The organism is Mesorhizobium sp. WSM3626, from assembly GCF_000513935.1.
GTDB classification, from domain to species: Bacteria; Pseudomonadota; Alphaproteobacteria; order Rhizobiales; family Rhizobiaceae; genus Mesorhizobium; species Mesorhizobium salmacidum.
On sequence record NZ_AZUY01000007.1, the window covers coordinates 127793 to 140566 of the forward strand.

11 protein-coding genes are annotated in these 12774 nt (G+C 64.1%); 10 read left to right on the forward strand and 1 reads right to left on the reverse strand.

The genetic code is table 11. The features are described from left to right. The first annotated feature begins 18 nt into the window (after positions 1–18). The 6 genes from M653_RS0108000 to M653_RS0108025 all read left to right on the forward strand — a co-directional run bounded on the left by M653_RS0108000 (position 19) and on the right by M653_RS0108025 (position 7626). Positions 19–1212 (forward strand): hypothetical protein, encoded by a 1194-nt coding sequence (locus tag M653_RS0108000; protein WP_027142870.1) that lies wholly within the window; start codon positions 19–21, stop codon positions 1210–1212. Positions 1213–1227: 15 nt separating this feature from the next. Then, positions 1228–2217 carry a glycosyltransferase family 2 protein gene (locus M653_RS0108005; RefSeq protein WP_027142871.1) on the forward strand — a complete coding sequence of 330 codons (990 nt, stop codon included), beginning with the start codon at positions 1228–1230 and terminating at the stop codon, positions 2215–2217. Further along, the gene (locus M653_RS0108010; protein WP_027142872.1) at positions 2217–3167 is read left to right on the forward strand and encodes a glycosyltransferase family 2 protein; all 951 of its coding nucleotides are present in this window, start codon (positions 2217–2219) and stop codon (positions 3165–3167) included. Before M653_RS0108005 ends, M653_RS0108010 begins: the two co-directional genes overlap by 1 nt. Next, entirely contained in the window at positions 3157–4125 is a 969-nt protein-coding gene (locus tag M653_RS0108015; RefSeq protein WP_027142873.1) for a glycosyltransferase family 2 protein, read from the forward strand. Before M653_RS0108010 ends, M653_RS0108015 begins: the two co-directional genes overlap by 11 nt. A 74-nt stretch (positions 4126–4199) precedes the next feature. Next, positions 4200–5096 carry a UTP--glucose-1-phosphate uridylyltransferase gene (locus M653_RS0108020; RefSeq protein WP_027142874.1) on the forward strand — a complete coding sequence of 299 codons (897 nt, stop codon included), beginning with the start codon at positions 4200–4202 and terminating at the stop codon, positions 5094–5096. A gap of 148 nt (positions 5097–5244) precedes the next feature. Beyond that, a complete protein-coding gene (locus M653_RS0108025; protein ID WP_027142875.1) occupies positions 5245–7626 on the forward strand; it encodes a polysaccharide biosynthesis tyrosine autokinase in 2382 nt (793 codons plus the stop codon). A 126-nt stretch (positions 7627–7752) separates the two neighbouring features. On the opposite strand, the gene M653_RS0108030 is transcribed toward M653_RS0108025, so the two are convergent. Further along, positions 7753–9660, reverse strand: coding sequence for a propionyl-CoA synthetase (locus M653_RS0108030; protein ID WP_027142876.1), 1908 nt, complete (start codon positions 9658–9660; stop codon positions 7753–7755). A 148-nt stretch (positions 9661–9808) separates the two neighbouring features. On the opposite strand from M653_RS0108030, the gene M653_RS0108035 reads away from it, so the two are divergent. From M653_RS0108035 to M653_RS0108050, 4 genes are all read left to right on the forward strand, one after another. Further along, on the forward strand, positions 9809–10621 hold the full coding sequence (locus M653_RS0108035; protein WP_027142877.1) for a DUF2259 domain-containing protein: 813 nt from the start codon (positions 9809–9811) through the stop codon (positions 10619–10621). A 434-nt stretch (positions 10622–11055) separates the two neighbouring features. Then, entirely contained in the window at positions 11056–11346 is a 291-nt protein-coding gene (locus tag M653_RS0108040; RefSeq protein ID WP_084636524.1) for a PqqD family protein, read from the forward strand. 11 nt (positions 11347–11357) lie between these two features. Next, positions 11358–11792, forward strand: a complete 435-nt coding sequence (locus M653_RS0108045; RefSeq protein ID WP_027142879.1) for a lasso peptide biosynthesis B2 protein — start codon at positions 11358–11360, stop codon at positions 11790–11792. Further along, positions 11789–12772, forward strand: a complete 984-nt coding sequence (locus tag M653_RS0108050) for a serine kinase (protein WP_027142880.1) — start codon at positions 11789–11791, stop codon at positions 12770–12772. The genes M653_RS0108045 and M653_RS0108050 overlap by 4 nt, the downstream gene beginning before the upstream one ends. Positions 12773–12774 lie beyond the last annotated feature (2 nt).

Genomic DNA, 12774 nt, shown 5'->3' on the forward strand with positions numbered 1-12774 from the left:
AACAGCGGTCGAGTTTTCATGCTGCATGTCTTGTACCTTGTACACGATGTTTCCGATCCGGCGGTTCGCCGGCGGATCACGATGCTCCGGACAGGTGGCGCCCAGGTCACCCTGGCTGGCTTCCGCCGTACCGCCACGCCGGTTGCCGATATCGAAGGATTGCGGCCGGTCGACCTTGGCGCGACGCGTGACGGCCGATTCGCGCAGCGTCTGGCGGCCGTGGCGAAAACAGCAGTTTCGATAGGTTCGAAGCTCAAGGGCATGCCGAAGCCCGACATCATCATCGCGCGCAACCTTGAAATGCTGGCGTTGGCGCGCCGGGCAAGGTCGGCTTTCGGCGCCGCGGTCCCGATCGTCTATGAATGCCTCGACATTCATCGCCTGGTGCTCCGTGACGATGTCCTGGGCAAGGCGCTGCGCGCCACCGAGCGCCATCTGGCGCGGGACGTGAAGCTGCTGGTGACCAGTTCGCCCGCCTTCATCGCCAATTATTTCAAACCCTTCCGCCAGGTCGCGGCACCGGTGGAACTGGTCGAGAACAAATATTTCGAGGCAGCGGCTGTTCTGCCTGGCGAACGCGCTGTTCTGCCTGGCGAACGCGAGGCGGTGGAAGGACCTGGCGCGCCGCCATGGCGTATCGGCTGGTTCGGGGCGCTTCGGTGCCGCCGCTCGCTCGAACTTTTGGCCGGCTTCACGCGCCGTATGGAGGGCCGGTTCGAGATCGTACTGCGCGGCCGCCCGGCACTTTCCGAATTCCCGGATTTCCATGCCTTCGTCGATGCCGAACCTTACCTGTCGTTTCGCGGGCCGTATCGCAACCCGGAGGACATGGCGGCGATCTATCAGGACGTCCATTTCTCCTGGGCGATCGATTTCTTCGAGGAGGGACAGAACTCCGAATGGCTGCTGCCCAACCGCCTTTATGAAGGCTGCCGCTTCGGCGCGGTGCCGATCTCGATGGACAACACCGAGACCGGACGGTTCCTGCGGCAGCGCGATATCGGCGTTTTGTTGCCGCAGGCCACGCCCGAGGCGCTGGAAACAGCACTTGGCAGGATGGAACAACACCGCTTCGGCAGGCTCAAGGCGCGCGTGCTGGCCCACAATCCGAGGATGTGGAGCTACGATCGCGGCGACTGCAGCGCCTTGGTCGAGAAACTTCGCCGACTGACCATCGGGCGCGAGCCTTTCACAACCGAAGTTTTGGCCTAGGAGAAACATCGCCCGATGACGCAAGCGCCTGCCGCCAGCCTGATCGTGATCCCATGCCTCAACGAGGCAACTCATATCGGTGCGCTGCTCGACCAGCTCTGCCCGGCGGCGGAACGGCTTGGCGCGCGGATCCTCGTTGCCGATGGCGGCAGCACCGACGGTACGCTGGCAATTGTCGGCGAGCGCCAGAAGAACGATCCGCGCATCATCCTGCTTCACAATGAAAGGCGCATCCAGAGTGCCGCGATCAACCTGGCGGTGTCCAAATTCGGCGAGGGCGCGCAATATCTGATCCGCATCGATGCCCATGGCGGTTATCCCGACGACTATTGCGACCGGCTGATCGAGGAGGCGCAGGCCACCGGCGCCGATTCGGTGGTGGTTTCGATGCTGACCAGCGGCAGCGGCACCGTGCAGAAGGCGGCGGCGGCGGCGCAGAACTCCAAGCTCGGCACCGGCGGCTCCAAGCATCGCCACCTCTCCGCCGGCGAGTGGGTCGACCACGGCCATCACGCGCTGATGCGGATATCGGCCTTCCAGGCCGTCGGCGGCTATGACGAGACGTTCAGCCACAACGAGGATGCGGAACTCGACTATCGGCTGAGGCAGGCCGGCTACAGGATCTGGATGAGCGGCAGGACGCAGATGGTCTACTATCCGCGTACTTCGCTGCGCGGCCTCTATTTCCAGTACCTCGGCTACGGCCGTGGCCGGGCCAAGAATGTGCTGAAACACCGGGTGATCCCGAAGGTTCGGCAGATGGTGCCGTTGGCGGTCTTCCCGGTGGTTCTGTTGGCGGCCTTCTCCTTCGTGCACTGGATTGCGGCGCTGCCGCTGTTGCTATGGGTGGCGGTGTGCCTGGGCTACGGCCTGGTGACGGCCATCAGTCAGCGCAATGCCGATATCGCGCTTGCCGGCGTCTCGGCGATGGTCATGCATTTCGGCTGGTCCGTCGGCTTCTGGCTGCAGCTTCTCGGCCTCGGCGCGTGGCGGAGGGCGGCGTGATGGTGGCTGGGGCCAGGAACCGCAGCATCGACATCGGCGTGTGCACGTTCCGGCGGCCGGAACTGGCCGACACGCTGCGCTCGCTCGCCGCGCTTGCCATGCCTGACGGCTTCGAGGTCGGCGTCATCGTCGCCGACAATGACGACACGCCAAGCGCCAGGGCGTTGGTGACGGCGCTGTCGCAGGAATTGAAGCTGCCGGTCCGCTACCGGCATTGCCCGGCGCGTAACATCTCGATTGCCCGCAACGCTTGTCTCGACGCCAGTAAGGCGGATTTCCTGGCCTTCATCGACGACGATGAGACCGCCACCGCCCACTGGCTCGCCGAACTGGTGGCGATGGCTGAAAAGAGCGGCGCCGCCGCGGTTCTCGGCCCGGTGCGCGCGCTCTATCGCCCGGATGCGCCGGACTGGATGCGCCGCGGCGATTTCCATTCCACCTTGCCAGTTCGCGTGCGCGGCGAAATCCGCACCGGCTACACCTGCAACGTCCTGCTGCGCATGGGATCGGACAGCCTGCGCTCCCGCCGCTTCAGCCTGGCGCGCGGCCAGACCGGCGGTGAGGACACCGAATTCTTCGACCAGATGCACAAGGCAGGCGGCCGGATCGCCTTTGCGCCCGAAGCATGGGTGGACGAGGCGGTGCCGAGGGCCAGAGCCGCGTTCGACTGGCTCAGCCGCCGTCGTTTCCGGGTCGGCCAGACGCACGGCCATCTCCTGGGCCGCAATGCCAGCGGCATCGCGCGGGTGAAGCAGGCCGGCCTTGCCGCGGCAAAGGCCGCTTATTGCTTTGCCGCCGCACTTCCGGTTGCCGCCAGCCCGATGCGCAGGAACCGCAGCGTACTGCGCGGCATCATGCATGTCGGCGTCGTCAGCGGCCTTGTCGGTGTGCGCGAACTGCGCCTTTACGGCCAGCCTTCACCAGGGGAAGGGGGCAAGCATGCAGCCTGATGGTGCCTTCGTCCCTGATGTTTCTTTTGTGATTGCGGCCTTCAACGCCGAGGCAACCCTCGATCGGGCGATCGCCAGCGCCATCGCCCAGCAGGGCGTCAGCCTCGAAATCATCGTCGTCGACGACAAATCGCGTGATGGCACACTCGATGTGGCGCGAGCCTATCCCGAGCACATCGTGCGCGTCGTGGCGCTCGAAAAGAACAAAGGCCCCGGTGGGGCCAGGAATGCTGGGCTCGACGCCGCGCGCGGCAGGTGGATCGCGGTTCTCGATTCCGACGACGCCGTCTTTCCCGGCCGCATCGCCGCCATGATGGGCCGCGCCGAAAAGGCGGACGCCGAGATCGCCGTCGACAATCTCCAGGTCGTCCGTGAGGACGGTGTGGTCGAGGACGCGATGTTCCCGCGCCAGTATCTGGAAGATCTGCGCGAGATAACGCTCGCCACCTACATCGCCGGCAACGTCGTCTTCGAATCGAAATTCAATTTCGGCTACCTCAAGCCGATCTTCCTGCGCAGTTTCCTCGACGAGAACCAACTGCGCTATGACGAGAAACTGAGGATCGGCGAGGACTACATCCTGTTTGCCGACGCCCTGGCCAAGGGCGGCAGATGCGTGGTCGAGCCTACTATCGGCTATGCCTATCATATTCGCAGCGGCTCCATCTCCCGTGTGCTCGAGCTTCATCACGTCGAAGCGATGCGCAAAGCAGATGCGGTGTTCGCTCAAACCCACCAGATGGATGAGGCAGCGCAGGCAGCGTTCGCCCGGCGCGGCCGCAGCCTGCGCAAGGCAGCCTCGTTCCTGGCGATGGTTCAGCACATCAAGGCGCGGTCCCCGCTCAAGGCGATCCGGACTGCGCTCAGCGACCCGGCGGCGGTCGGGCATATGGGCATGCCGATCGCCGTGCGGTTGCGAAGAGTAGCGGCACAGTTTGCCGTGGGGGTGGGGAGGTGAAGATGCAGGCACATGGAGGGATTTTTCGTGGCCTGTGAATGGACTGAAGTCGATCTCCTCAGAAGGAATTTGCGATGAAGAAAATCAGGAAGGCCGTGATACCGGTGGCGGGGCTTGGAACAAGGTTCCTGCCGGCGACCAAGTCGATGCCGAAGGAAATGCTTCCCGTCGTCGACAGGCCCGTCGTGCAATATGCGGTGGACGAGGCCTTCGAGGCCGGCATCGAGCACATCGTGTTCGTGACGGGCCGCAACAAGGCGGTCATCGAGGACTATTTCGACCTCCATCCGGAATTGATCGGGACCCTGGAGCAGACCGGCAAGAAGGCGCAATTGCAGTCGCTGGAAAGCCTGCTTCCGGTGGCCGGCGCCACCTCCTTCATCCGCCAGCAATCGCCGCAAGGCCTCGGCCATGCCGTCTGGTGCGCGCGCGAGGTCATCGGCAACGAGCCCTTCGCCCTGCTTTTGCCTGACATGGTCTCCTTCGGAGGGCGCGGATGCCTGGCCGAGATCACCGACCTCTATGCCGAGACCGGCGGCAACGTCATCGCCGTCGAGCGCTGCGATCCGACCGAGACCAACAAATATGGCATCGTCGGCCGTGGCGCCGATATTGGCGGCGGCTTCGAGGTGACCGCCATGGTCGAAAAGCCGGCGCCAGCCAACGCGCCGTCGAACTTCTACATCAACGGCCGCTATATCCTGCAGCCCGAGATCTTCCAGCTTCTGGGCAACCAGCAACGCGGCGCCGGCAATGAGATCCAGCTGACCGACGCCATGGTCCGCCTGTCGGAGCAGCAGCCATTCTTTGCCCAGCCTTTCAAGGGCCGCATGTTCGACTGCGGTTCCAAGGAAGGGTTCATCCAGGCCAATATCGCCTTCGCGCTGGCGCGCGACGACATGAAGGGCCCGGTTTTCGAGATGCTCCGGGAGTTCGTCCGGACGCATGAACGCCAGGAAGAAGCCGCATAATGCCCATCTTTCGGGAGCATTGTCGGACGGCTGACGGCGGAGGGGCCGGTCGGCTCCTCGCTGTCCGGCCCCAAGCGTGTGTCGCGTCCGCCAATGCTCCCGATCTTTCTGGGGCCCGCGAGCGAGACAAGCCAGAATTGGACCGAAGATGAATTATGCCAATTTTCCTCTCGACAAGAGGATGCCATTGCCGAATTCGGACGCAGGAGACGGCGACGACTTCATCGATATCGAGCGGCTGCTTGGCATGGCCGCACGGCAGGCCAAGGTGGTTGGCGTGTGCGCCATCATCGGTCTTTTCCTGGGCTTGCTCTATCTGCAGACGACGCCGCCAAAATTTGTGTCGGTCTCCAGCGTGCTGATCGATGAGGGCCTGAACAAGATCGTCGACGACATCTCGGCGACATCGACAACCATGCAGACCGATTCGGCCATCCTGAGCCAGATCGAGATCCTGACCTCGACCCGGCTCGCCGCCGTGGTCGTCGACAAGCTCAAGCTCGACCAGAACGACGCGTTCATGAACCCGCCCCAGTCGGCGCTTGCCCAGGGCGTCGGCATGATCCGCGGTCTGATCCAGTATGTCCATCCGAGCCAGTCCACGCCGGGCGCCGGCGATATCTCCAAGCTCGACCCCGCCGCGCGCGATGCGCTGATCGCCACGTCGCGACGCGACTATGCCATCCTCAAGCTGCAGAACGAGATCCGGGCCGATCGCGTCGGGCGAAGCTACGTCATCGCGCTTGGCTATCAAGCGACGGATCCGGGTTTGGCGAAAGCCATCACCAAGGCCTATGCCGACGCCTATCTCGCCGATCAGCTCGATGCCAGCTTCGACGCCACCGAGCGCGCGGCGGTCTGGCTGCAGGGCCGGCTGACCGAACTGCGCGAGAGCTCGCAGCAGGCATCGCTGGCGGTCGAGAAATTCAGGGCCGAACATGGCCTGTCCGCCAACAGCGACGGCCAGCTGATGAGCGACAAGCAGCTCGCCGATCTGAACGCCCAGCTCATCGTGGCGCAGGCCGACACGGCACGTGCCAGCGCCCGCTACCAGCAATACAAGTCGATCGTCGACAGCGGTTCGGACAACGCTTTCAAGGACGCCGCCATATCCAGCGACCAGCCAAGCAGCGCAGTCATCGCGGCGCTGAAGACGCGCTACCTCACCGTCGCCAAGCGGCAGCAGGATGTGGAGGCGAATTTCGGCCCGCAGCATCCGCAGGCGGTGGCGCTCGCCAAGGAGAAGGCCGACATATCGGCGCAGATCTTCGGCGAACTGAAGCAGCTGACCCAAAACTATCGCAACGAGTACGAGGTGGCGCTGGCGCGCGAGACCGCGCTCAGGGCCAATGTCGCCGCCGCGCAAGGCAAGAGCTCCATCGACAACCAGTCGCAGGTGAAGCTGCGCGACCTCGACCAGAAGGCGACGGCGCTGACCACACTCTACCAGACTTTCCTCGGCCGCTACGAGGAAGCCGCGCAGCAGCAATCCTTCCCGGTCGGCAAGATCCGCATCATCTCGGATGCGTCGACGCCGCTTGCCGCCTCGAGCCCGCGCACCGTCATCGTGCTCGGCCTTTCGCTGGTGCTCGGCGTTCTGATGGGCGCCGGCTTCGGCGGGCTGAACGAATTCAATGAGCGGTTCTTCAGGACCGGCGAGGAGGTGCGCGACCGCGTTGGCCTCAAATTCCTCGGTTACCTGCCCACCATCGGCAGCAAGCCGACGAAGGAAGACAAACCGGACGAGCCCGATCTCAAGGTCGCCAGATCGCCGGCCGCCATTGAAAGGCGCGCGCGAATGCGGGTGAGCATCGACGCTCCGGCGTCGATGTTCTCCGAAACGCTGCGCAGCGCCAAGATCGCTTTCGATGTCGTCATGGAAGGGCAGGCCAGCCGCGTCATCGGCGTGGTCTCGGTCCTGCCCGGCGAAGGCAAGTCGACGGTCGCGGCCAATCTCGCCGGTCTGCTCGCCGCCAACGGCGCCAGGACGCTGCTCATCGACGGCGACCTGCGCAATCCGGGCCTCAGCCGCAGCCTCGGCATGGAAGCCGAGCAAGGGTTGATGGAAGCCGTGGTGAGCGGCCAAACCTGGCAGTCCGTCGGCAAGATCGACAGGCAGACCAAGCTGGCGATCATTCCGGCGGTGTCGCGTGGGCATTTCTCGCACACCAGCGAGCTTCTCTCCTCGGCCGGCATGCGGCGCTTCATCGAGAACGCCAAGGAGACGTTCGAATACATCGTCGTCGATCTGCCGCCGCTGGGGCCGGTGGTCGACGCCAAGGCCTTCGCGCCGCTCGTCGACGGCTTCGTTCTGGTCGCCGAATGGGGCCGCACGCCGCGCGCCATGGTGCGCTCCATGCTGGAATCCGAACCCTATGTCGCCAACAAGATCGTCGGCGCGGTGCTGAACAAGGTCGATCTGAAGAAGCTGGCCAAATACGGATCGTTCGGCGCGTCGGAGAAATTCTTCGACAAGTACTCGAGCTACTATCTCGACAAGTCGGAAGTGCGGTCGAAGACAGCGGCCTGAGATAGGCCGCCGCTCTCATTTCGGGATTGCGCAAAGTTTCGGCCGTCCCGCCCTGCGGCCGTCACAAAGTTCGCAGCGCCGCAACATAGCGGAACGGTAGCGCCACCCAGATGCCGGCAGTGCTCCCTACACGCCGATGCCACGCGCCTTCAGCGCCGCCGTGATTTCCTCGAGGGTGGCGGGATCGTCGATGGTCGCCGGCATCGTCCACGCTTCCTTGTCGGCGATCTTCTGCATGGTGCCGCGCAGGATCTTGCCGGACCGCGTCTTGGGCAGCCGCTTGATGGTCACCACGGTCTTGAAGGCGGCGACCGGGCCGATACGCTCGCGCACCAGCGCGACGACCTCCTTCTCGATGGCGCCGCCTTCGCGCGCGACACCGGCGTTCAGCACCACGAAGCCCAGCGGAATCTGGCCCTTCATCGCATCGGCGATGCCGACGACGGCGCATTCGGCGACGTCGGGATGGGCGGCCAGCACTTCTTCCATCGCGCCGGTCGACAGCCGATGCCCGGCGACGTTGATGATGTCGTCGGTGCGGGCCATCACGTAGAGATAGCCGTCCTCGTCGATCATGCCGGCATCGGCCGTCTTGTAGAAGCCGGGGAACTCATCGAGATAGGCCTGGCGGAAGCGGGCATCGGCATTCCACAGCGTCGGCAGGCAGCCCGCCGGAAGCGGCAGCTTGACCACGACATTGCCCAGCGTGCCGCGCGGCACCTCATCGCCGGCATCGTCGAGCACGCGGATGTCGTAGCCCGGCATCGGCACCCCGGGCGAGCCGTATTTCACCGGCAACAGGCCGAGCCCGGCGGGGTTGATCGTCATCGGCGAGCCGGTCTCGGTCTGCCACCAATGGTCGACCACCGGCACGTTGAGCTTCTGTTCCGCCCATTTGATGGTTTCGGGGTCGGCGCGCTCGCCGGCGAGGAACAGCGTGCGGAATTTGGACAGATCGTATTTCGGCACGAACTCGCCCTTGGGGTCCTGCCCCTTGATGGCGCGGAAGGCGGTCGGCGCGGTGAACAACGCGACCACGCCATGCTCCGAGATCACCCGCCAGTAGGTGCCGGCATCGGGCGTTCCGATCGGCTTGCCTTCGAACAGCACGCTGGTGCAGCCATGCAGCAGCGGTCCGTAGACGATGTAGGAATGGCCGACCACCCAGCCGACGTCGGACGCCGCCCAGAACACTTCTCCCGGCTTGACGCCGAACTCGTTGTCCATCGTCCATTTCAGCGCGACCATGTGGCCGCCATTGTCCCGCACGATGCCCTTGGGCTGGCCGGTCGTGCCCGACGTGTAGATGATGTAGAGCGGGTCGGTCGCCAGCACCGGCACGCAGTCTACATTGGCGCCGGCCGCCCGTTCGCGGGCGACGGCGTCGGCATAGTCGACGTCGAAATGGTCCTTCAAATCGCAGCGCAACTGGTCGCGCTGCAGGATCAGGCAGGCGTCCGGCTTGTGGCGGGACATCTCGATCGCCTTGTCGAGCAGCGGCTTGTAGGCGACCACCCGGCCCGGCTCCAGGCCGCAGGACGCCGAGATGATCAGTTTCGGTTTTGCGTCGTCGATGCGGGTGGCAAGCTCATGCGAGGCAAAGCCGCCGAACACGACCGAATGCACGGCGCCGATGCGGGCGCAGGCGAGCATGGCGATGGCCGCTTCCGCCACCATCGGCATGTAGATGATGATGCGGTCGCCCTTGCCGACGCCGCGGTTCTTGAGCACCGAGGTCAGCGCCACCACTTCGCGTTTCAACTCGGCATAGGTGAACTTCTTCACCGTTCCGGTGATGGCGCTGTCATGGATCAGTGCGATCTGGTCGGCCCGCCCGCCGGCGACATGCCGGTCAAGGGCGTTGTAGCAGGTGTTGCAGGTCGCGCCGGTGAACCAGCGGCCATAGACGCCGGCGGCGGCATCGAACACCTTGTCCCAGGGCGAATACCAGTCGATGGCCTCGGCCGCCTCCGCCCAGAATTTTTCCGGGTCGCGTTTCCAGCCGTCATAGACCTCGTGATAGCGTGAAGCCATCCGTAACCTCCCCAGGAACGATTTGCGGTCCTCGGCAATAGCCTATGTTGTTTCTTCGGGCGATGTCTCCCTGCATTTTCGTCTCAGTCGGCCGCGTCTTGACCTGACACGCGCGGTGTCGTGAAGTGGGTACCTAGGGGGTGAACGAATGCACTATCGGTGGTCTATCGCGGCAAGGCCGGCTATCGGGCTGGCAATTGGCGTGGCACTGGCGGTTTCAGCCGGGATCGCCCATGCCGGAGATGCCGCGGCACGGCGCATCATCGGCTTCTCGCCCGATGGCGTCTATTTCGCCTTCGAACAATACGGAACGCTTGACGCCGGTGCCTCGGCCTCCGGCTATTCCGAGATCGATATCATCGATATCAGAACCGACGAGTTCGTCGGCGGCAAGCCGATCCTGATCGTCGACGAATCCGAGGAGTCGACGCTGAGCCTCGATCAGGCAAGGGCGCAAGCGACCACCAAGGCAGGACCCACCCTTGCCAAATATGCCATCGCATCGCGCGGCAAGCAGACGGCTTCCGACAAGTTCACCTTTCCCGGTGAAATGGTCGCCTACAACGACATTCCCCGCCTTGAGCAGGTGTCACAGAAATGGCTTTCGCCGCTCTATGACGAAACCGGGGTTTCGACGATCCAGCTGGAACAGATTCTGGCCGGCAGCACGGCCGATTGTTCGGCGAACTTCGATGACATCCAGCAAGGCGACACATCGGGCAAGGCGCTCGGTTTCCGGCTGACGCTGCAAGGCCAGGACGGCAAGCCTTTCAGGACCTTGCATGAGGACAAGGCCGTACCGGGCTCGAGGAACTGCCCGAGCTCCTACAGCCTGTCGGAATCCTATGAATACACACCGGCTGGCAAGCCGGCGGTGATCGTCGTGCTGGTGCAGCGCTTCAGCCAAGGCTTTGAAGGGCGTGATCGCCGCTTCATCGCCGTGACCGGGCAGCTCCGCTGAGCGATCCATCGATAGCCGTCTAACGAACAGGATTCGTTGGACAAATGTGGATTGCACTAGATCGGCAAGGCCACCAGCATGAGGCCGACACCGCCGAAGATCAAAATGGCTGTCGCAAGAGCTTTTCGATGACGTTCGAAAGTCGTTGGAGCCCGCTCCCAATTGTAACGCATACGCTTATCTCCCCAAGTCCCGGGGAGTTCTTACCTTACCCAAGGGAAGAAAAGCAACGGTCTTGCCGGTCAACGCACTCGCCTGCCGCGTCATTCCGACGACTATTTCTGGGACGATTTCGGCCGTGGATGGACGTTGCGGCCTGACGAGAGCCTGTCGCAAACATAGAGGCCTGCGGGCCATACCCAGCCGGCCGATAGACAGCGCCCCACCACCGCGCTATCTCATTTCGGGGTTTTGCTTGGCTTTTGGGGCTCGTGATGGAAATTGCCTCTGGAACGGTTCTGCGGCTGGCGGACGATGCCTCGGTTCAGCATGTCGGCGACGGCGCGGTCGTGCTTTTGGCGCGCAGCGGCCAGCTCTATACCTGCAACGGCACGACCGAAGCTTTTCTCGACAAGGTGGATGGCGCGCGCAGCCTCGGCCAGATCGTGGGCCTGCTTTGCGAGGAGTTCGAGGTCGACAAGGGCACGCTTGACGAGGACATGGCGGCGCTGGTGACCGATCTGGTCTCGGAAGGCATCCTCGCCGCTCCAGGGCTTGATAGCTGAAGGGCTGCTTGATGGCGGACAGTCCCCTCCTGCGCGCCTTGTTCCGCTGCCATCTCTGGGCAAGCGCGCGGCTGATGCCGGTCCTCATTGCCAACCGCAGCTTCGAGGAGGTGCTGAAATGGGCGCCGCTCGCCTCGCCGACGCCCTATCGCGGCTTGCCAGCCCCCTACATTATCGCCCGTATCAACCGTGCCGTGCGCCGTCCCTGGCTGATGCGCGACCGCAGATGCCTGCGGGAAGGACTGCTCGGCCACCGTTTCCTGCGCCTTGCCGGGTTCGATCCGGAGTTGCGCTTCGGCGTCGATCCGAAGTCGCTGCAAGCGTCGCGGCTGTCGGCGCATTGCTGGGTCTGCCTCGACGGCAGGCCGGTGGTCAGCGACAGCCTTCCCGGCATGGTCGAGATCTATCGCCACCATGACCGCGCCTCGAAAGTGCGCGCCGCTTGACCAGACCTTGCGCCTTCTATGATCTCAACGGCCATGTCCTCGGCATTTCGGCCGACCGTGCCGAGCTATGGCGGGACTTCGACAGGATGCTCGCCAGCCTGCGCGTCGAAGGTTCGACCGAAGCGGATTTTCATCTCGACATCGTCGAGGCGGAAACATTGGACGAGATACCCGCCGGATCCCTGGTCTTTGACGGCGAGATCCCGGACGACGGCTACTGCCGAATGATCACGGACGGCGCCAGCGTCCATCTGGTCCTGCCAGGACGCCAGACCGTCGAGATCAACGAGAAGGGCTGGGCTCGACTCCGCATCGTGCCCGACAGCAAGGCCGCCTGGACGCCTTCGATGCTGATGCTGGACGCAGCACTCGATGCCGGCGACCAACATGTGCTGCACACCGCGGGCCTGACGCTGCCGGGCCGCGACGCCGTCGTGCTGGTCCATGCCCCGAGCGGTACCGGCAAGACCACCACATCGCTGGCCTTGGCAACGCAAGGATTCGGCCTGTGCTCCGACGATGCCATGATCCTGAATGTCGCTTCCGCCACGCCTGTTGCCTGGGGTTTGCCCCGCCACGTCAAGATCCATGAGAAGACAGCGCGGATGATCCCGCTTGTGGCGCCATGTCTCGGGCCGTCCTGGGACCGTAACGGCGAACAGGCTGTTTCGCTGGAAAAGCTGGGTGGGATCATAAAAATCGAGAACCCGACCGCCCGTCCGGTAGCAGCACTCCTGCACCTTGCGCGATCGGCCGACGAAGAAACCCGGCTCACGCCCATGGCCCGGGCCGACGCGATGGTGGCGCTGGCGATGGACAATGTCCGCACCGGCATGACCGGCCTGCTGCCGCTGCAGAAGCGCCGGCTGGCGACGATCGGCAAGCTGGTCTCCTCGGTGCCGACCTTCACCCTGGAAGTGGGCGCGCGTCCGGCCGACGCGGCGGCGCTGATAAGCGCCACATTGACGTCACGGGACTGACG

Bases quoted from the DNA above. Each gene is read 5' to 3' on its own strand.
- M653_RS0108035 (WP_027142877.1), top strand. From the start codon at position 9,809: ATGCACTATCGGTGGTCTATCGCGGCAAGGCCGGCTATCGGGCTGGCA.
- M653_RS0108005 (WP_027142871.1), top strand. From the start codon at position 1,228: ATGACGCAAGCGCCTGCCGCCAGCCTGATCGTGATCCCATGCCTCAAC.
- M653_RS0108045 (WP_027142879.1), top strand. From the start codon at position 11,358: ATGGCGGACAGTCCCCTCCTGCGCGCCTTGTTCCGCTGCCATCTCTGG.
- M653_RS0108010 (WP_027142872.1), top strand. From the start codon at position 2,217: ATGGTGGCTGGGGCCAGGAACCGCAGCATCGACATCGGCGTGTGCACG.
- M653_RS0108030 (WP_027142876.1), bottom strand. From the start codon at position 9,660: ATGGCTTCACGCTATCACGAGGTCTATGACGGCTGGAAACGCGACCCG.
- M653_RS0108040 (WP_084636524.1), top strand. From the start codon at position 11,056: ATGGAAATTGCCTCTGGAACGGTTCTGCGGCTGGCGGACGATGCCTCG.
- M653_RS0108000 (WP_027142870.1), top strand. From the start codon at position 19: ATGCTGCATGTCTTGTACCTTGTACACGATGTTTCCGATCCGGCGGTT.
- M653_RS0108020 (WP_027142874.1), top strand. From the start codon at position 4,200: ATGAAGAAAATCAGGAAGGCCGTGATACCGGTGGCGGGGCTTGGAACA.
- M653_RS0108025 (WP_027142875.1), top strand. From the start codon at position 5,245: ATGAATTATGCCAATTTTCCTCTCGACAAGAGGATGCCATTGCCGAAT.
- M653_RS0108015 (WP_027142873.1), top strand. From the start codon at position 3,157: ATGCAGCCTGATGGTGCCTTCGTCCCTGATGTTTCTTTTGTGATTGCG.